The sequence below is a fragment of the Pelagibacterium sp. genome, from assembly GCF_965249125.1.
GTDB lineage: Bacteria > Pseudomonadota > Alphaproteobacteria > Rhizobiales > Devosiaceae > Pelagibacterium.
In genome coordinates this window covers 1,281,938-1,300,231 of sequence record NZ_OZ252217.1, presented here as the reverse complement: position 1 = coordinate 1,300,231, position 18,294 = coordinate 1,281,938, and the positions used below count along the sequence as shown (strand labels likewise).

Below are 18,294 nucleotides of genomic sequence, written 5' to 3'. Positions count from 1 at the left end.
TGGACCAGGCAGGTTCAGACCGTCAGGCTGCCGGAAGCGCCAGCCGCTTCTGGCGCGGATCGGGCACCATGATTCCGTCGGGCGCCTCGGCGGCAAAGGCGGGCATGACTCCCCGCGCCGCGCTGCGGGCCAACGCAATATTCTGCTCGTTGAGATAGGCAAAGGATTCCTCGAGCGCCGCAGGAAGCGCACCGTCGTGCTCGGCAATCAACTCCTCGATCAGGAGCGATACGACGTAATGGCGCGCCGCCACGTCGTCGGCCAGATCGGCCTGCCGCGCATGGCCAACCAGACGCGCCAGCAAATTGCGCACGGCGGGCGTAAAGCCACAACGGCTGAACACGGCATGCAGGGCGGCGCGGCTGCCGCTGTCGAGGATGGTGAAGACCTTGCTCCGCGGGATGGCCGAGAGTTGGGACAGCGCGTCGGCAAAAAACAGCACGTGCCCATGCACCATGGCGTGGAGCATCAGCCGGGCGTTGATTTTCTCGTTCTCGGCCATGGCTGCAACGTAGCCCCGCGCGCCCCTGCCCGCTTCGCGCTCGCCGATGGCTGTCGTTGCGTTATCGCACGCATCGCGCATAAGGCGTTCAAGCCGACGCGGCTGGACAGCGCCCTTGACGACCCGCAACCCCATGAGTGCCTGTCGAACGCATGTGACCAGATGCAACCGGGCAAAGCCGGGAAGGTCGCGCCGCTTGAGCAAAGCCCCGCGCACCTTTGCGTCCTCACCCCATTTTTCCGCGAGCAGCGCGAGGTCGTCCTCGGGCAGCGCGATATCGGAGCGGGTGAGCACGCGAATGCACAGATCCGGATCGCCCAGGCGGGTAAGCGCCAATGCCACGCGCTGGCTCAGCGTCGGTCGGGCCGTCATCACCGCCAGCATATCCGGATCGCCCGAACGGATAATGCCGATCAAATCCGCATCGAGCAGCACTGGGGAAAACTGCACCACCGCACGGGAAATGACCGGCGCATCCTGTGCCAGCGCCAGCATGATCGGGCGCGGTGCATTTTCCGAATGCAGCAGCCCATAGGCCAGCGCCGCGCGTACCTTCACGGACGGATCATCCAGAAAGTTCATCAGGGCCGCGTAAAGCGCGGCCTGTTCGTCCGCCGGTCCGCGATGGGCGAGATAGGCCATTGCGGCCAGATGAGCCGCCTGCCCCCGCTCCTCGCTGTCGCGCGATTGGCTGAGTTGCACATAACGCTGATAGGCAACCATACGCATCCCCAAAACACTCTTGTGGGTCAAACTAGCCCGCAAGGCTTAAGTTTTGGTTCACCATAACCGGCCAATCGGGCGCGGGGATTATTCGCCCGAATAGAACTCGCTGAACAGGGCACGGCCCGGCAGCGCTTCGGGGGTCTGGACAGGGGCCGATGCCGAAGATTGCGCCTCGGTCGCAAACAGCGAGGTAAAGGAGACCCCGGGAGGGATCAATGGTTGCGAATCGAGTTCCACCCGTGAGGGCAAGGGTTGCTGGCTGGCCATTTGCTGGGCGGCAAAGGCGGCGTTGCCGGAACCCGAATGGCGCGCAACGAGCGCTTCGTAGACCTCCCGCACGCTGCGTGGGCGGCCATTTTCGTAAAAGATCGATGGATTGGCGGTGGCCGGACGCGGAAAAGCCGCCGCCGCGTCGGCGTTGGGGCTTTGCAGTCCCAGCTCGAAAAACCGCTCGGCCCCGCTCGGCCCGAGAAAATGAGCGATGTATAGCTCGCCTGGACTGGGCATGCGACCGAATTTGCCCATGAGATAATCGCCATTGCGGCGGGTGAACGCCGCCGCCATGTCCGAGGCGACCTGCGGGTCGTTTCGCAGATCGAGGATCTGTTGGCGCACGACCGGGTTGGAGACGAAGAATTCGCCCTCATGCTCCTGGATATGGTCGGAAAAATCCTGATAGCCCAGCCTCGGTCCCTCATCCTTCATCACTTCGAGCCAGGTGCTCTCGATGAACTGGAAGAGCCCGGTGGCCGACGACGTCTGGGCTTTCGCGCTCGGGTTGAGACTGCTTTCGCGGATTGCCGTCTGCAGCAGATAATCGAAATCCACGCCATTGCGCGCCCCTGCCCTGTCCAGGGCATAGGCAATAGGTTGCGGCACGTTGGAAATCGGGGAGGCCATGAAATCCGACTCAAAGATTCTTGGAAGTTAATAAAACCCTACCGTGGTTAACCCCCGGTTAACCACGCCAATATGTGGTCAGCGCCACAGGGTCGGGCCGATCGCGCTCCTCGAGCCGGGTTTGCGGCGTGCCGATATGAACGAACGCCACGAAGCGCTCTCCCTCGCCCGCGCCGAGCATCGCAGCAGCCTGGATATCATAGGCGAACCAGCGGGTGACCCAATGGGCGCCAAAACCAAGGGCATTGGCCGCGTGGCAAAGATTGAACGCGACATTGCCAGCGGCGAGCAATTGCTCGAATTGGGGGATTTTCACATGCGGGGCGGCGGTCGAGATGACGCCGATCGTCACCGGCGCGGGCAGGAACTGCTTGCGCTCAAACTCAAACTGGTCCTCGCTCCGCTCGGGCCATTTGGCTTTGGCGATCTCGTAAAGGCGCTCGCCCACGCTCTCGCGCGCCCCGCCCTCAAAGACGACAAAGCGCCACGGAGCCAGCTTGCCATGGTCGGGAACACGGCAGGCAATGGTCAGCATGTCGGTCAATTGCTCGGGCGACGGCCCCGGCTCGGCAAGAAAGGGCGCCGTTACGGTGCGACGGGACAAAAGGTAGTCGCGCAGGGCGCTATTCACAGTCATGACAGATAATCGGCTCCCAACTTGCTCATCGCGCTCCCTTATGACACAGCTTTTCCCCAATCCAAGCCTAACAGAGTGATCGCTGGCGAGGAGTATTCGGTAAAGAGTGGTTTGATGCGCCTTCGGTCCCTGCTTTTGCTTTTCGTTCTGGCGTTCGGCGCCGTACCGGCCTTCGGCCAGGAAATCGATGAAACCCTCGTCGCGCCGGTTCCCCCTCCACGGCCAGCCGAATTCGGCGGAGGGGCCCAGATCGGCGATTCGGGAAACGAGGCAGGTCCCGATGTGGCAATCGCCGGGCCCGACGCAGGACCGGACCGGCCGGATTTTTCCGGCATCACCGACCCGCAACCGGTCACTCTTTCCGCCCGGCTGACCGACGATGGCCCATTCATTCCCGATGGACTGGTCTGGCGCGTTTTTGACACCCGAACCGACGAGACCGGCGAACTGGCGCTGGTCGCCAAATCGGAAGACGCGACGGCAACGCTGAGCCTGCCGCCCGGCGAGTACATAATGCATGTGGCCTACGGCCGTGCCCAGGCCAGCGATACGATGTTCGTCGAACCTGGCCCCAACACCCATACCATCGTTTTCGAGGTGGGGGGATTGCGGCTTTCGGCAATGATTTCGGGTGACGTCCCAATTCCCAGCGACTTGCTGCGTTTCGACATCTATTCCAACGGCCCCAACGGACGCACCACCGTCGCCGAGAACGTGGCGCCCGACGAACTCATCCACCTCAACGCCGGAATTTATTCGATCACCTCGCGCTTCGGTTCGGTCAACGCCGTGGTGCGGACCGAATTGCGGGTGGAACCGGGACAGATCACCGAGGCGACGCTGTACCAGAAGGCCGCACAGGTCGCGCTGCGGCTGGTGTCCGAAGATGGCGGCGAGGCCATCGCCGACGTCGAATGGACCATCAAGACGCCGCAGGGCGAAACGATCTTTTCCGACATTGGCGCGTTCCCGACCACCGTGCTGGCCGAGGGCGACTATCTGGCTTTGGCCAAGCTGGGCGAGAATGTCTACAATCGCGAGTTCGAGGTGACGGCCGGCAGCCCGCGCGAGGTCGAAATCCTGACGACGGTGTATTGAGCGCCGCGCACGCCGAAACCTCCGACGGCCAATGACCTCGGGCTATGAAGGGTCAGACGGCATGGGGCGATGAGCGCTCCGCATGATTTAGTTTTTATATGAAGCGATCATCGCCCCACGCATCCGGGGTTTTTGGCTTATGGCGGCGTCTCGGGCTGGGGTTTGTCGTCCGGGATATTGGCATTTTTAGTGGGTCGGTTGGCGAACCGGGAAACCGGTCCCCACTTTCCCTGCCAACCTCCCGTCGGTGCCCCTCTCCCTTTCGGGAGTGCGACGTGGAACGCCTGGTTCCTCGTCCGGCCATCCGTCCGCTTTGGGCCTTCCCTGCGGCGACCCGCAAGGAACCCGAACCGATCCCGCCCAAACGTTCGTTGCGCTTGCGTCCATATAAGCGGGTTCGTGAGGGCAGTATGGGGGAGGTGGTGGAAGCGGGGATAAAGTTTCTCGTGCGCGTCTCCATCCTCTCCGTCGTCATCCTCGGGCTTGACCCGGGGATCTGCCGCGTCGAGGCAGCCGGTGAAGGGGTTGGGGACCGATGACGCGTCAAGGATCACCACTTCTGCCGCGCTTGCGGACGCCCTGCGGATCCCCGGGTCAAGCCCGAGGATGACGAAGGGGGTGGGGTGAGCGGCGGTGATGGAGCCGCCGGGGGGCGGCCCGCGGATGACGAAGGGGGCGGTTAGAGTGCTTCCAGGATAAGTGGGCACCACTTATCCGGTTCGGAAGCGCGACAAAACAAGGATCTAGAGCAATTGAAGCGATTCGAAGAAGCGCTGAAATGCTCTAGGCGCGCGGGGATCGTCTCTACGCTGCAGGGTGGCGGCGACAAAAAAAGGGCCGCGCGATGCGCGGCCCCTAAAACTATGCGCTCTTGCGCTTGAGATCGGGTGGAGTGACCTCACCCACCAGATCGGCGATCGCTTCGGTCACGGGCTTAACGCTCTGCCCCTGGCTGCCAAGCTGGCGGATCGAAACGGTTTTTTCCTCAGCTTCGCGACGACCAGCCACGAAGATGAAGGGCACGCGGCCAACCGAGTGCTCGCGCACCTTGTAGTTGATCGATTCATTGCGGGTATCGATCTCGGCCCGAACGCCCTGCGCGCGCAGATCGGCGACGATCCTGTTCGCGTAATCGTCGGCATCGGAAACGATGGTCGCAACGACCACCTGCACCGGCGCCAGCCACAGCGGCATGCGCCCGGCATAGCTTTCGATCATCATGCCCAGGAACCGCTCAAGCGACCCCAGGATCGCCCGGTGCAGCATGACGGGGCGCTGGCGCGACCCGTCTTCGGCGACATAGGACGCATCGAGCCGCTCCGGCATCACGAAATCGAGCTGCAATGTGCCGCACTGCCAGGACCGGCCGATGGCGTCCTTAAGATGGAATTCGAGCTTGGGACCATAAAACGCCCCCTCGCCTTCCGCGATCTCGAAACGACGCCCGGTCGCCTCGAGCGCATCGCCCAGGCTCTTTTCGGCGAGATCCCAGACGCTGTCCTCGCCAGCGCGGGTTTCCGGCCGCGTGGCGAGCAGGATCTTGACCTCGGTAAAGCCCATATCCTCGTAAACCGAATCCAGCAGCGCGCAGAATTTCTCGGTCTCGGCCTGGATCTGGTCGACCCGGCAGAAGATGTGCGCATCGTCCTGTGTCATCTGGCGCACGCGCATCAGCCCGTGCAAGGCGCCATGCGCCTCGTTGCGATGGCAGCAGCCAAATTCGGCAAGCCGCAAAGGCAGATCGCGGTAAGACTTGATGCCCTGGTTGAAGACCTGCACGTGGGCCGGACAGTTCATCGGTTTGAGCGCCAGAAGGTTGGCGTCGGCCGAGATTTCGGGCTGATCGCCTTCGGTCGACGGCGTCTCGTCAGGCACCACGAACATGTTCTCGCGGAACTTGCCCCAATGGCCAGATTTCTCCCACAGCTTGTTGTCGAGCAGCTGGGGCGTCTTGATTTCCTTGTATCCCGATGCGTTCAGACGGCGGCGGATATATTCCTCCATCTGATTGTACATGACGAACCCCTTGGGGTGCCAAAACACCGAGCCCTGCGCCTCGTGCTGGAAATGGTAGAGGTCCATTTCCTGGCCGATCTTGCGATGATCGCGTTTTTCGGCCTCCTCGATCATATGCAGATGGGCTTCGAGCTGGTCCTTTGAGGCCCATGCCGTGCCGTAGATGCGGCTCAGCACTTCCCGGTTGGAATCCCCACGCCAATAGGCGCCGGCCACCTTGGTCAGCTTGAACGCCTTGCCCACATCTTTCGTGGTGCGCATATGCGGCCCACGGCACAAATCGAACCACTGGCCCTGCTTGTAGATTTTTACCTTCTGGTCGGCGGGAATGGCATCGATCAATTCGACCTTGAATTGCTCGCCCTTGGCCGAAAACACCTTCTTGGCTTCGTCGCGATCCCAGACCTCGCGGGTAAATTCGGCGCCGCGGTCGACGATTTCTTCCATCTTCTTTTCAATGGCGCGCAGATCGTCCTCCGAGAACGGCTCGGCGCGATAGAAATCGTAATAGAACCCGTTCTCGATGACTGGACCGATGGTGACCTGCGTATCGGGCCAGAGCTCCTGCACGCCTTCGGCGAGAACGTGCGCCGCATCGTGGCGGATCAATTCGAGCGCGGCTTCGTCGTCGCGCAGAACGAATTCGATCCGGCCATCGGCGTCGAGCTCACTCGAAAGATCCGCCAATTCCCCGTTCCAGCGCATGGCGACGGTCTTTTTGGCCAGCGATTTGGAGATGCCTTCGACGATGGTGGTCCCGGTGGTGCCCAATGCGTAATCACGCACTGCACCATCGGGAAACGTCACCTTAATCATCTTGGATCTCCATTAATTGCCAGAATTGGCGAAGCTGAACGTCATCCACTCAACAATCAGTTGAATGGACGGGCGGTTGATTAGCATGAATTGGTGGTCAATCCAGCCCTTTGTGGCCGGTCCGATCCGGCCACGGACTAGGGAAACCGCTCGTGCTGGGGAAGATCGTCGGTAATCTCATACCAAGGCGCCTTCGAGCCGACGAAAATGTGCATGGTCGGCCTGATCGATGGGGCATCGGTCAGCGTGCCGAGCGAAACATTGGCCCGGGTGCCCTTCTGGACGATCGAGTAGAGCAGCGAACCACAGAGCTTGCAGTGGATATCATGGGACTCCCCGGGTGCCACCCCGCCATAGCGCAGCACATTGTCTTGCCCCGATGTGATCGAGAGCTTTTCGGCCTCGATACCGGCAATCGGCTTGAAGGCAGCGCCCGTGGCCTTGCGGCAATCGGTGCAATGGCAATTGAGCGCATAGCGGAATGCGTCTTCGACCTCATAGGCCACACCGCCGCACAGGCAGGAACCCTTAAGGATGCTATTGGTGTTGGTCATTTTGTCCTCCGTTCCATCGTCCATAGCGCCACGGCACATACCAGCGCGCCCGATCCGGCAAGGCGGCCGGCACCGGATCATATCCGTGCGTCCCGCCGGGACGACACCGCCAGATACGCCCCGCACCCATCCAGCCGCCGGGCCAGAACCCGTGCCGCAAGATGGCGTCGCGGGTAAATTCCGAGCAGGTCGGGGCGTGGCGGCACGTGCGGCCGGTGACCGACGAAAGCGTATAGCGATAAGCCTGGATGAGCAGATAGGCAGCCCATTTGAAAGGCCAGTCGATGACCGCCCATACCCGATCCATCACGCGCCCGCCCGCTCGAGCGCGTCGACAATCGCATCGAACACCAGAAGCGTTGAGGCGTGACGGGCGGGAAATCCGCGGACCGGCTCGAGATATTTCAAATCGTCCCATTTCCCGTTGGGCGGGACGCCATCGGCCCTGAGCATGGCGGCCATCTGGTCGCGGACGGCGCGAAGCTCCTCGGGTGTCGAGCCAATTATGCGCTCGGCGACGATGGCGGCACTGGTCTGGCCCAGCGCGCAGGCGTTGACGGTCGCGCCATAGGCTGCGACCCGGCCACCGTCGAGATTGAGATCGACTTCGACCACCGAACCGCAGACCCGAGATACCTTTCGCGCTGTCGCATCGGGGTTTTCGAGTCGCGGCATCTGGCGCGCCGCGCCGGCAATTTCGAGGATCCGATTGCTGTAAAGGTCGGAAAATTCCATTTTTCGGGCCGATTGTATGTGGCCGCACCCCGTTGTTCACTCAAATTTGCCAATCTGTTTTCTTGTCGACCGGCATGCCCCGCCTATATAAGGAGCGTCGTCGCGGGCTGCAAACGCATTTGGTCCAGACTCAATTTGTCGACGTATGAGGGGCATAAATGCGCCCGTCGATTTTCAAGGGGACACCCTTCATGGACATGAACGTCAAGCCCAAGCCTGCGCAAACCGCGCTCGACCGCGTGATCGAGCGCCCGAGCCGCGACGAGGCCGAGGCGGCCGTGCGCACGCTGATCGCATGGGCCGGGGACAATCCCGACCGCGAAGGACTGATCGATACGCCGCGCCGCGTCGCCGATGCTTATCGCGAATTTTTCGCGGGCTATGAGGAAGACGCGCTGGCCGTGCTGGAAACCACCTTCACCGAGGTCGGCGGCTATGACGATATCGTTCTTGTCCGCGACATCCCCTTCCATTCCCACTGCGAGCACCACATGGTGCCCTTCGTGGGCAAGGCGCACATCGCCTACCTGCCCCATGACGGCGTTGTCGGCCTATCCAAGCTGGCGCGGGTGACCGACGTTTTCGCAAAGCGCTTGCAGACCCAGGAAAACCTCACCGCCCAGATCATCGAGGCGATCAACGAGGCCATCAATCCGCGCGGCGCCGCCGTGATGCTCGAGGCCGAGCATATGTGCATGTCGATGCGCGGCATCAAAAAGCACGGCTCGTCCACCGTGACCCACCGCTTCACCGGCGTTTTTGCCGAGGACCGGCAGGAACAGGACCGCTTCTTCGCCCTCATCCGCGCCGGGCGATAGAAGCTTTCCCGAGGCGCGGGTATCAGTTAAACACCGCGCCATGACACAGTTTACCGACCCCAAAACCCTTTCCAAGGCCGATCTCGAAGCGGGCAGCACCTTTGCGCCGAAATTCGACGCGAACGGGCTGGTGACCGCCGTGACAATCGAAGCGGGCACCAATCAAGTGCTCATGGTCGCGCACATGAACGCCGAGGCAATTGCCGAGACTCTGCGTTCGGGCCACGCGACCTATTGGTCCCGGTCACGCGGCACGCTCTGGAAAAAGGGGGAAACCTCGGGCGAACTCCAGGAACTTGTGGAACTGCGCACCGACTGCGATCAGGACGCGCTGGTTGTTGTGGTGAACCAGACAGGGCACGGTGCAGCCTGCCACACCGGCCGCAAGAGCTGCTTTTACCGCAAGGTCGAAATGACCGACGGCGAAGCCCGGCTCAGCGATACCGGCGACGCTCCACTCTTTGATCCCAAAGAGGTTTACGGACGCTGATTGCGCCGCGCCAACCGGTCGAGCACTGACGGCAGCAACAACCCGGCGACGAAGCCGCCGATATGGGCTTCCCACGCGATGGCGACATTGGCCCCCAGGATGAAGGGGGCAAAACCGATCAGGAGATTCAGCCCCAGCCAGAAGATGATGAAGGCCCGGCTGCGCGGGTTGGCGAAAACACCGGCCAGCGTCGACGTCCGCCGGCCGAGCGCGACCGGATCGCCGGTCTCTGGATCCTTGCCGACAACTATGGGTTCGAAAATGAACCGCATCGCCGCGCCGGTCAGCGCGGAAACCCCGCCCGACGCGCCGAGCAGAATGGCGAACTGATTGACCGAAAACATGAGGGCGACAGCTTGAACGATCGCTCCCGCCAACGCTCCGAGCAGGAAGACAACAAGCACGCCCGCCGCGCCATAGCGGCGGCCGACCGGCGTTCCGAACACCATCAGCCATGCGGTGTTGACCAGCAGATGCATGTAGTCGACATGCAGGAAGGCATGTGTAAATCCCGTCCACAGCAGGGGCAGCGCCCCGCCCGGCCATTGAGCGCCATTGGCGATCCGGTCGGGGATGAAGGCGAACCAGATTCGCAGATTGCCCAGCCCGTACTCATCGAGCGCTATATCGGCGGCGATGTGAATCGCCCACATCAGGCCGATCAGGATCATGACGATGCCCGGCACGTTGAAAATCGGCTCGCGCTGGGGCTCTTGCGAGGTATCGGCCATCAGGTTTTCCCTTGCTTTGCGGCGGCTTTGTACCGGGTCCGCGGCTTATCCACACCGAGCCGGTGGAAATTAACCTTAATGATTGTTTAAGAGCGCTTTTACGCAGCCGATTTGGCAATGTAGCGTTGTCTTGGCGGGCGCTCATCGCGGCCTGCCGCATCGTATTGTTAAGGTCTGCCCGTATGCAACAGCGCTCGACGAAAACGCTTTACTCCTACTGGAACGAAATCCGCGGCGCCCGTTCCACTCCCGAGCGCCGGGACATCGACCCTACACGGATTCGCGACGCGCTGGCCCATACCTTCATTCTCGAATCCGGTGACGGGCTCGATTTCAATTTCAGGTTGGCCGGGTCCCATATCTGCGCCACCTATTGCCGCGAACTCAAATCCCGCCCCTTTTCGGCCCTGTGGTCGATGCGCGATCACGATGCGCTCGAAACCCTGATGCGGGCGGTGACCGAAGACCATGCGGTTGCACTGGTCACGTTTGAGGGCAGCACCGAGCGCGGCGAAAAGCTTTCGTTCGAGCTGGCCCTGTTTCCGCTGCGGCACAACGGGGTTACCACATCGCGCATGATGGGTGGGCTCTCGGCGCTGGACAGCCCCTATTGGCTCGGCATCCACCCCATCGTCGACCAGCGCATCACCGGGCTGCGGCTGATCTGGTCCGACGACAAGGACACAGTGACCCCCGAGGGGTATCGCAGTGCCATGCTCGACGACATAGCCGCAGCAATGAACGACAGCCCCTCCGCGCCCATGCCGGCAACGGTCGGCGGCTATTCGGCCCGCCGCTATGCGCACCTGTCTGTCATCGACGGCGGAAAAGTCTGAAGATCGACCCAGCCGCCCTACTCCTTACCGTCCGTTAACGCTATTGCGGATATTGTTGCCATGAAAACCGGCAGACAACAGGGCGGCGCGCAACATGTTCAGCGAAGACACAACGCTTCGGACGACGCTGGCTGATGTCCTCCCGCGTGAAGACCCCGACCGCTTCCAGCGTGTCCAGGTCTCCGTGCTCGGCCGGTACATGCTGGCCGACCGCCGTGAATTTCCCTGCCAGGTGATCGAAATGTCGCCTGGCGACGCAATGGTCATTGCTCCGGTTTCCGGCAGGGTCGGCGAGAAAGTCATTATCTATCTCGATCATCTCGGTCGCGTCGAGGGCACGATCTTCGCGCTGATCGATGGCGGTTTTCACATGGATATCGTGGCCTCCGCCAGGCGACGCGACAAGATGGCTGCCCAACTGACCTGGCTGGCCAACAAGGACATCCTGAACCTGCCCGAAGACCGGCGCCACGAGCGCGTAGTCCCCGACATCCGCCACTCCTCGATCGTTCTCGAGGACGGACGGCGCTACAATTGCAAGATCACCGACATCTCGCTCTCGGGTGCAGCGGTGGAGATCGAGGTCCGGCCAGCGCTTGGCACGCCGATTTCACTGGGCCGCATGCGCGCCCGCGTGGTGCGGCATTTCTCCGACGGCATCGCGGTGGAGTTCGCCTCGGTGCAGGAAATGCTCACGGTGGTGCAGCAGAACCTGCGGATCAACTGACCTCGGCTGCCGTCCTGTCGCGGGCCTTGAGGACCTCGACCACCAGCACGGCCAGCGAGAACGGCACGACGCCCAGCGCCACCAACTGCACCATATCGGCCCCCTCCAGGCCAAAATGCCCCCGCTCGGTGTTGAGCATGAGCTGCGCAACTGTCTGGAACGCCACGTGCAGGCCGATCGATGCCCACACCGACCCTGTGGTCCCGCGCACCATACCCAGGACAAGGGCAATGAAAAAGAACATGACGAAGCGGTCGACCGCGATAGCTCCCGCCGCGATCGTCCACAGCGCCGCGCCCCAGAGCGCGAACAGCACGGCCTGCGCGACAATCGCACCCCAATAGCCCAGCCGGGCTTCGAGATTGACCTGGATGTAGCCGCGAAACGCCAGCTCTTCGGGCAGCGCCTCATAGAGAAAGACCAGAACCGCCAGCACCGGAATAAACAGCACGATCTCACCGATCGGCGCGAGCGGGGTCGCCTCCGCCCAGCCCAATCCCAGGACGATGGCGAATCCCAGCGCCGAGGGCACCAGGAAGGCCAACGCACCGATCAGGAAGGCCGGAATGGCGGCCAGGGACAGTTGCAGCCCGAGGCCGGCGACCGATCCGCCATCCAGAACGCGCCTTGCAACAACGATCACCGGTACCGCGAGAACCGTCGCGAGAATCGCGCTCGCCACATGCCCGCCGAAACTGTAGCCGTCATGCCCGGTGCCCCAGATCAGGTCCCGCAGCGTTCCCAGCAGCAGCCAGATAGCCACCATGGCCAGCCAGACGATACCGACCCGCAGATAAGGCGATGCGATCTTTTCCATTTCAGTCTCCCTTTGTGATCTCAGGTCTTGCGCATGCCGCGCTCGAGAAGGTCGATCAGCTGGTCGGCATAGGCCGAAAGGTCGGTTTCGGGGCGCCACGCCCATTCGCTGAGCCCGCCTTCGACAGTCTTGGAGATCAGGCCCGCGATGAATTGTGCATCGAGGTCGCCGCGGATCTGCCCTGTCCTCTGTCCAGCCGCGACAAGCGAGGTCAATATCGCGTGCTCCTCCTCCGCCGAGCGCGCGATGTAATTGGGTGTGCCCGATGCGCCGCCATGGTTCAGCGCCAAAGTGCCGATGGCCAGCAATTCATCGCGATGATCGCCCATATAGGCGATCTGGTGCCGGATATAGGCGGCGATCTGTTCGGCCGGATCGCCCGCCTGCTCGAGAAACGGCGTCATGTACGCGCCCGCCGCGTCCGCGACATGGGTGAACACCGCCTCGAACATCTCGTCCTTGCCGGCGAAATGATAGGTAATGACGCTCTTGGAAATTCCCGCCCGCGCTGCGATCCGCGACAGCGAGGCCCGCGCGTATCCTTCGTTGGCCAGCACAAGAATGGCTGCCTCGATGATCTGCTTTTTGCGCGCCTCTTCGATAAAACTTGCCATGCGGAATCCGATTCCAGTCCGATTGGTCGAATTTTAGACCGATCGGACTGATTATCAAGCCGCAAATTTTCGTAGTGAACCGATCCTTAACCCGCTTGCCCTAAAGTGCCCTCACATGCGCAGGACCGGTCGCTGGGGGGCGGGGTCGGAAAGCGCAACCACCCGCGTATTCTGGATGGTCACAAGTCATGCGTATCGTAAAAAAGGTCGCGGCGATTGCCGTGAGCCTTGCCGCCCTCACCTCCCTCTCCGGCTGCGTTTCGCTGTTCGGATTGTTTGGATCGAAAACGCCGCATGAATGCATGACCCGCGTCATGTATTTCGAATCCAACCGCTCGAGCCCCGATGGCATGCTGGCCGTGGGCACGGTTGTGATGAACCGCGTCAACTCCCACCAGTTCCCCAGCGACGTCTGCGGCGTCGTCGGCCAGAAGAACCAGTTCGCGGACGGCGTACTCTCGCGCCAGATGACCGAGCAGCGCAGCCTCAACCTTGCCGCCCAGATGGCAACCCGCGTGCTGCGCGGCGAGCGCCATCCCGGCGTGCAGGACGCGATGTATTTCCACACGGCGGGCCTGAGCTTTCCCTATCGCAACATGCATTATGTGCTGGTGGCGGGCGGCAACGCCTTTTACGCGCGGCGCTGAATCGCCATCGGAAAAATTATGCCTAACGGCTTGTAAAATAACCCGATAAAACACGCTTAAAAACTGCGCGGCAATTTTTCTATCGGGGCAATTGCCGCCCCCTATCGTGGTCTCCGTCGGGGAGATCACGATAATGAAAAACAAGTCGATCCTTATTTCGGGCTTTGTCGCCCTCATCGCCTTCGCCGGGGCCGCCGCACCGGCGCTGGCCCAGAACGGCCGTCTTGAACTTGCCTATGCCGAGGTTTCGGCCGGCACGACATCCATTCCGGTCGGCCACATGGAGTTCTGCCAGAAGCGCCCCTATGAGTGTCAGCCCATGGCTGCGGCGGCGCCAACCGCGCTCAACGACGATCTGTGGCGCCAGCTTCAGGACATCAACAACCACTACAACACCACAATCACCGCCGTGAGCGACAGCGACCTCTACGGCACCGAGGAATTCTGGACCTATCCCACATCGGGCTATGGCGACTGTGAGGATTTCGTCCTTGCCAAGCGCGCCGCGCTGATCGAGGGCGGCTGGAACCCCGCCAACCTGCTGATCTCGGTGGTCAAGCAACCCAACGGCGAGGGCCATGCCGTGCTGATGGTGCGCACCGACCGCGGCGATCTTGTGCTCGACAACCTGGAAGGGCTCATCAAGCTCTGGACCGACACACCCTACACCTACCTCAAGCGCCAGTCGCAGGCCCATTCCGGTCTTTGGGTCGACATTCTTGACGGCCGTGACGAACTCGTGACGGCGACTGCGGGATACTAAAGATTTTCCCCGTCACCGGGGCACCGTCCTCACTCCCCGACAGGAGTGTTTACTGAGCCGGCATTCCACCCCGAATGCCGGCATTTTTCTTGGCGGCCCTACCTGAACAGCAGAACCGGGATCTTGCACGAACGGATCATTTCCGAGGTGGTCGAGCCGATAAAAAGGGCCCTTATGCGCGAATGGCCATAGGCTCCCATGACCAAGAGATCGATGCCGCCCTGTTCCACCACCTGGGCGATGACCGTTTCGGGATGTCCAGCCTGAATGTCGGCTGTCACCTCAAGACCGGCAGCGATGAGCCTGGCTTTGGCGCTTTCGAGTTTGGCTCGGGCCTCCCCGCTCTCATTGCCGACGGTGAGCAGCCGGACCGTCAAACCCGAAAAGATCGGGCTGGTGGCGATATAGTCCAGGGCCTTCATGACGCTTGGCCCACCATCGAAGGCAACGAGCACTGAGTTGATATCGGCAAAGTTCCGTGCCGCAACGAACACGGGACGTTTGGACGACCGCGAGACACGCTCCAGATTTGATCCCAGATGCATTTTGGCGAAATCCGCACCTTCGCCCCGCTTGCCAATGACCAGCAATTCGGCATCCGTTTCCAGCTCGCCGAGCGTCTCGACGATATCGCCATTCATCAGCCGAGTCGTAACCGCCGGTGCGCCCCCCTCTTTCAGGATGGCCTGCGCGTCCTCCAGGATCGCCCTGCCTTTCTGTTGCGACAGCCTGGCGCGGCGTTCGTCGAGTTCGGCCAGATCGGCCAGCAGCGCCGAGCGCGCGCCAAGCGCGATCGATCCGCTCAGATCGGTGACCGGCACGTCCCGGCGGCCAAGCACATGCAGTACCTCCACGGCCTTGCCGGCGCGCTTTGCCAGCCAGGCCGCATTTTCACAAACGCTTCTGGAATAGATCGAGCCATCGACCAGCGCGACGAGTTTGCTTCCCATTACAGCCTCCCTAGAGCCGTTCAGGATTTGATTGAATCAAATCCTCGGCTCTTAACCTTTGTATTGTCGCGTGTCCGAACCGCAAAACCGTTTCCACTTTTGCTGGCCACGCTCTAATGCGCCATGAGCTTGTCGGCGGCGCCTGGCTTGTTGTGCTCGGCCAATTGATCGACGATCGTTTCGCTCGCTTCGTTCAAACCGACGATTTCGACCGTCGCACCCTCACGACGGAACTTGAGCACCGCCATGTCGAGCGCGGCAACGCTCGAAATATCCCAGATATGGGCCCGGCTGACGTCGATGGTGACGGTTTCCAGAACTTCCTTGAAATTGAAGGCTGCCATGAAATCGTCGGTCGACGCAAAGAACAATTGCCCCCGGACCTTATAGGTCCGATGACGGCCATCCTCGGAAATTTCCGAAGCGACGTGAAAGAGTTGGGCGATCTTCCAGGCAAAGAAAATGCCCGACAGCAGCACGCCCACGAGAACGCCGATGGCGAGGTTGTGAGTGTAGACAACGCTTGCGACCGTCGCCAGCATCACGATGGACGACGAACGCGGATGGGTGCGAAGGTTAAGGACCGAGGACCACGAGAAGGTTCCGATCGAAACCATGATCATGATAGCGACCAGCGCGGGCATGGGAATGCGCGCCACCAGATCGCCCAGCACCACGATCATGAACAGCAACAGAACGCCCGCCGCAAAGCATGAAAGGCGTCCTCGCCCGCCCGATTTCACGTTGATGACCGACTGACCGATCATCGCACAACCCGCCATGCCGCCCATAAAGCCGGTTACGGTATTTGCCATGCCTTGCCCTATGCACTCCTGGTTCTTGTCCGAGGGCGTGTCGGCCAGCTCATCGACGATCTGCGCGGTCATCAGCGATTCGAGAAGCCCCACCACGGCAACCGCTGCCGAATAGGGCAGGATTATCATGAGCGTATCGAGGTTTAGCGGAATATCCGGAATCAGAAACACAGGCAGCGTCGAAGGCAACTCGCCCATATCGCCGACAGTGCGCACGTCCAGCCCGAACGATAGGCTGACAATTGTAAGAACAATGATGCAGACCAGAGGCGAGGGCACGGCCCGCGTCAGGCGCGGGAACAGATAGATGATGGCAAGGCCCGCAGCCACCATGACGTAGGTGAGCCCCGGCACGCCGATCAGCTCGGGCAATTGCGCCATGAAGATCAGGATCGCAAGCGCGTTGACGAACCCCGTCATCACCGAGCGCGAGACGAACCGCATGAGATTGCCCAGCTTGAGCATGCCCATGCCGATTTGCAAAAGCCCGGCCAGCACGGTGGCGGCCAGTAGATATTGCAGCCCGTAATCGCGGACCAGCGTGACCATGAGAACCGCGGTGGCCGCCGTGGCCGCCGAGATCATCCCCGGACGCCCTCCGGCAATCGCGGTGATGACCGCGATGGAGAAGGAGGCATAAAGGCCGATCTTGGGATCGACCCCGGCGATGATTGAAAACGCGATGGCTTCGGGAATGAGCGCGAGCGCAACGACGAGGCCAGCCAGAAGATCGCCGCGCACATTGCCAAGCCACTGCGCGCGATAGGCGGTCAATGAGGTCATTTATTTTCCGAGTTGTTGAGAACCAAACCAGCGGAGCGAGAGCTCCGGTCCAGAAGTGCTGGAAACTTGATTTAGTTGTCCGGCGGATCGGCGGCCGGAAGAGCCACCCGGAGTTTCACCGGGTCCAGGGTTCGTAGGGACCGTTTGACCGGAAACGACGCCCCAGCGCAAGGCATGGCTGCCATGCAACAGGCGCATGGCCTCAGGCGGCGGCCTTTAGAACCGAGATGTAGGTGCCCAACACCATCATCCCCGTCACAAAACTCCAGCCAAACGCAATGATCGCGGCCAGAAACACATTGACGGTGGAAGCCTTCCCGCTCGCATCGGCCCGCAAGCCGAGGCGCAACACCATGTAGGGCCCGCAAATGAACATCACGAACAGATTGACGAGACTCTCGATGGCGTTTGCGCCCTCGACACGGAACTCGGCCACCTTGCGGGCAATCTGCTGGTAGAGATGCGTGCCGGTGCCGGCCACGCTCATGCCGATGGCGATCAGAAACAGCGCCAAGATCAGATGCGTCACGCTTTCCTCCAACGCCGAGCTGCGCAGACGGCCGGATTTACGATTTATTAAGCATAAGTGCCGCCAAACTCGTTGTCATCGCTCACGCGCATCTATGGTTAATGTGAACAGCCCGTCAGACACCCGCCAAAACGCTCCCCCTGCCCGTACGGCGGGCACGGCGCTCTATACGGTGGTTGCCGCCGGGCTGATCGTGGCCATCGGCGCGCTTGGTGCCGCCTATGGCGTACGGGGCTGGCTCGATTCGACGGCCAATCACGCGCCGCCCGCCGAACTCTCGGCCAGCCATATCATCACCATAGGAGCCCAGCGCTACGCGGTTCCCGCCGCGCTGCTGGCAGATCCGATTCAGCGCCGCGACGGATTCGCCGAACGGATGGATCTGACGCTAGCCCTGCCTGTGGGCGAAAACGGGACACTGAGCGAAGTCGCGATCACCATTATGCCGCGCGGGCGAACACGCACCAGTGCCGCCCTGCTCGACAGCGTGTATCTGCACCAGTTCGCCCCCACCCAGCTATCGGGCGTTCCCGGCCTTGTCGGCAAACCGCTCGAACTCGATGTCGGAACCACGGGCGAGACGGTGTGGTACGACCCACTGACCGCCAACCCTTTCGTTGCCAAATGCATGACACCGCTCGCCATGACGCTCGGCGACAGAACCTGCCTGCGCGTTTTGACCCTTTCCGATCGCAACACCGCAATCGTCACCTTCAATCCCGCCGCACTGGACAATTGGCGCGGTTTTGACGCCCGTATTGAAGAGGCGCTGTCGCCTCTCCGAAAATAA

The 18,294-nt window shown here is 61.6% G+C and carries 20 protein-coding genes, 1 pseudogene and 1 other annotated feature; of the genes and pseudogenes, 8 read left to right on the top strand and 13 right to left on the bottom strand.

Going from position 1 to position 18,294, the window contains the following annotated elements; translation table 11 throughout:
* Positions 1-22: 22 nt before the first annotated feature.
* The 3 genes from ACP148_RS06435 to ACP148_RS06425 form a co-directional block, all read right to left on the bottom strand.
* A complete protein-coding gene (locus ACP148_RS06435; RefSeq protein WP_421951776.1) occupies positions 23-1,231 on the bottom strand; it encodes a DUF2336 domain-containing protein in 1,209 nt (402 codons plus the stop codon).
* 81 nt (positions 1,232-1,312) lie between these two features.
* Positions 1,313-2,128, bottom strand: coding sequence for a transglycosylase SLT domain-containing protein (locus ACP148_RS06430; protein ID WP_421951775.1), 816 nt, complete (start codon positions 2,126-2,128; stop codon positions 1,313-1,315).
* A gap of 58 nt (positions 2,129-2,186) precedes the next feature.
* The gene (locus ACP148_RS06425) at positions 2,187-2,765 is read right to left on the bottom strand and encodes a nitroreductase family protein (protein ID WP_421951774.1); all 579 of its coding nucleotides are present in this window, start codon (positions 2,763-2,765) and stop codon (positions 2,187-2,189) included.
* Positions 2,766-2,879: 114 nt separating this feature from the next.
* On the opposite strand from ACP148_RS06425, the gene ACP148_RS06420 reads away from it, so the two are divergent.
* Complete coding sequence (locus ACP148_RS06420; RefSeq protein ID WP_421951773.1) at positions 2,880-3,863, top strand: hypothetical protein; 984 nt, start codon at positions 2,880-2,882, stop codon at positions 3,861-3,863.
* An 861-nt stretch (positions 3,864-4,724) separates the two neighbouring features.
* On the opposite strand, the gene thrS is transcribed toward ACP148_RS06420, so the two are convergent.
* The 4 genes from thrS to ACP148_RS06400 form a co-directional block, all read right to left on the bottom strand.
* Complete coding sequence (gene thrS, locus ACP148_RS06415; protein ID WP_421951772.1) at positions 4,725-6,695, bottom strand: threonine--tRNA ligase; 1,971 nt, start codon at positions 6,693-6,695, stop codon at positions 4,725-4,727.
* Between the two features lie 137 nt (positions 6,696-6,832).
* Entirely contained in the window at positions 6,833-7,249 is a 417-nt protein-coding gene (locus ACP148_RS06410) for a GFA family protein (RefSeq protein WP_421951771.1), read from the bottom strand.
* Entirely contained in the window at positions 7,233-7,556 is a 324-nt protein-coding gene (yidD, locus tag ACP148_RS06405) for a membrane protein insertion efficiency factor YidD (protein ID WP_421951770.1), read from the bottom strand. The genes ACP148_RS06410 and yidD overlap by 17 nt, the downstream gene beginning before the upstream one ends.
* Positions 7,556-7,984 (bottom strand): iron-sulfur cluster assembly scaffold protein, encoded by a 429-nt coding sequence (locus ACP148_RS06400; RefSeq protein ID WP_421951769.1) that lies wholly within the window; start codon positions 7,982-7,984, stop codon positions 7,556-7,558. The genes yidD and ACP148_RS06400 overlap by 1 nt, the downstream gene beginning before the upstream one ends.
* A gap of 191 nt (positions 7,985-8,175) precedes the next feature.
* Here ACP148_RS06400 and folE point away from each other — a divergent pair, with 191 nt between their 5' ends.
* Both folE and hisI read left to right on the top strand, forming a co-directional pair.
* Positions 8,176-8,802, top strand: a complete 627-nt coding sequence (gene folE, locus ACP148_RS06395) for a GTP cyclohydrolase I FolE (RefSeq protein WP_421951799.1) — start codon at positions 8,176-8,178, stop codon at positions 8,800-8,802.
* A gap of 40 nt (positions 8,803-8,842) precedes the next feature.
* Positions 8,843-9,292 (top strand): phosphoribosyl-AMP cyclohydrolase, encoded by a 450-nt coding sequence (gene hisI, locus ACP148_RS06390; RefSeq protein WP_421951768.1) that lies wholly within the window; start codon positions 8,843-8,845, stop codon positions 9,290-9,292.
* Here hisI and ACP148_RS06385 read toward each other — a convergent pair.
* Positions 9,280-10,023 (bottom strand): rhomboid family intramembrane serine protease, encoded by a 744-nt coding sequence (locus ACP148_RS06385; protein ID WP_425033272.1) that lies wholly within the window; start codon positions 10,021-10,023, stop codon positions 9,280-9,282. The genes hisI and ACP148_RS06385 overlap by 13 nt on opposite strands.
* Positions 10,024-10,205: 182 nt before the next feature.
* On the opposite strand from ACP148_RS06385, the gene ACP148_RS06380 reads away from it, so the two are divergent.
* Together ACP148_RS06380 and ACP148_RS06375 are read left to right on the top strand one after the other, a co-directional pair.
* Positions 10,206-10,859, top strand: coding sequence for a PAS domain-containing protein (locus ACP148_RS06380; RefSeq protein WP_421951766.1), 654 nt, complete (start codon positions 10,206-10,208; stop codon positions 10,857-10,859).
* 94 nt (positions 10,860-10,953) lie between these two features.
* A complete protein-coding gene (locus tag ACP148_RS06375; RefSeq protein WP_421951765.1) occupies positions 10,954-11,586 on the top strand; it encodes a PilZ domain-containing protein in 633 nt (210 codons plus the stop codon).
* On the opposite strand, the gene ACP148_RS06370 is transcribed toward ACP148_RS06375, so the two are convergent.
* Together ACP148_RS06370 and ACP148_RS06365 are read right to left on the bottom strand one after the other, a co-directional pair.
* A complete protein-coding gene (locus ACP148_RS06370) occupies positions 11,579-12,403 on the bottom strand; it encodes a CPBP family intramembrane glutamic endopeptidase (protein ID WP_421951764.1) in 825 nt (274 codons plus the stop codon). The genes ACP148_RS06375 and ACP148_RS06370 overlap by 8 nt on opposite strands.
* 20 nt (positions 12,404-12,423) lie before the next feature.
* A complete protein-coding gene (locus tag ACP148_RS06365) occupies positions 12,424-13,017 on the bottom strand; it encodes a TetR/AcrR family transcriptional regulator (RefSeq protein ID WP_421951763.1) in 594 nt (197 codons plus the stop codon).
* Positions 13,018-13,313: 296 nt separating this feature from the next.
* On the opposite strand from ACP148_RS06365, the pseudogene ACP148_RS06360 reads away from it, so the two are divergent.
* A pseudogene (locus tag ACP148_RS06360) lies at positions 13,314-13,661 on the top strand (cell wall hydrolase); the annotation flags it as partial.
* A 136-nt stretch (positions 13,662-13,797) separates the two neighbouring features.
* Complete coding sequence (locus ACP148_RS06355) at positions 13,798-14,427, top strand: transglutaminase-like cysteine peptidase (protein ID WP_421951762.1); 630 nt, start codon at positions 13,798-13,800, stop codon at positions 14,425-14,427.
* A 98-nt stretch (positions 14,428-14,525) separates the two neighbouring features.
* On the opposite strand, the gene ACP148_RS06350 is transcribed toward ACP148_RS06355, so the two are convergent.
* The 3 genes from ACP148_RS06350 to ACP148_RS06340 all read right to left on the bottom strand — a co-directional run bounded on the left by ACP148_RS06350 (position 14,526) and on the right by ACP148_RS06340 (position 17,504).
* Positions 14,526-15,377, bottom strand: coding sequence for a universal stress protein (locus tag ACP148_RS06350; protein WP_421951761.1), 852 nt, complete (start codon positions 15,375-15,377; stop codon positions 14,526-14,528).
* Between the two features lie 113 nt (positions 15,378-15,490).
* On the bottom strand, positions 15,491-16,975 hold the full coding sequence (locus tag ACP148_RS06345; RefSeq protein WP_421951760.1) for a SulP family inorganic anion transporter: 1,485 nt from the start codon (positions 16,973-16,975) through the stop codon (positions 15,491-15,493).
* A gap of 73 nt (positions 16,976-17,048) precedes the next feature.
* Positions 17,049-17,104: a sequence feature (sul1 is cis-regulatory element that is thought to sense ions involved in sulfur or methionine metabolism; They are found in Alphaproteobacteria), on the bottom strand.
* A 73-nt stretch (positions 17,105-17,177) separates the two neighbouring features.
* Complete coding sequence (locus tag ACP148_RS06340) at positions 17,178-17,504, bottom strand: DUF6949 family protein (RefSeq protein ID WP_421951759.1); 327 nt, start codon at positions 17,502-17,504, stop codon at positions 17,178-17,180.
* 103 nt (positions 17,505-17,607) lie between these two features.
* Between ACP148_RS06340 and ACP148_RS06335 the strand changes: the two genes are divergently transcribed.
* Positions 17,608-18,294, top strand: coding sequence for a hypothetical protein (locus tag ACP148_RS06335; protein WP_421951758.1), 687 nt, complete (start codon positions 17,608-17,610; stop codon positions 18,292-18,294).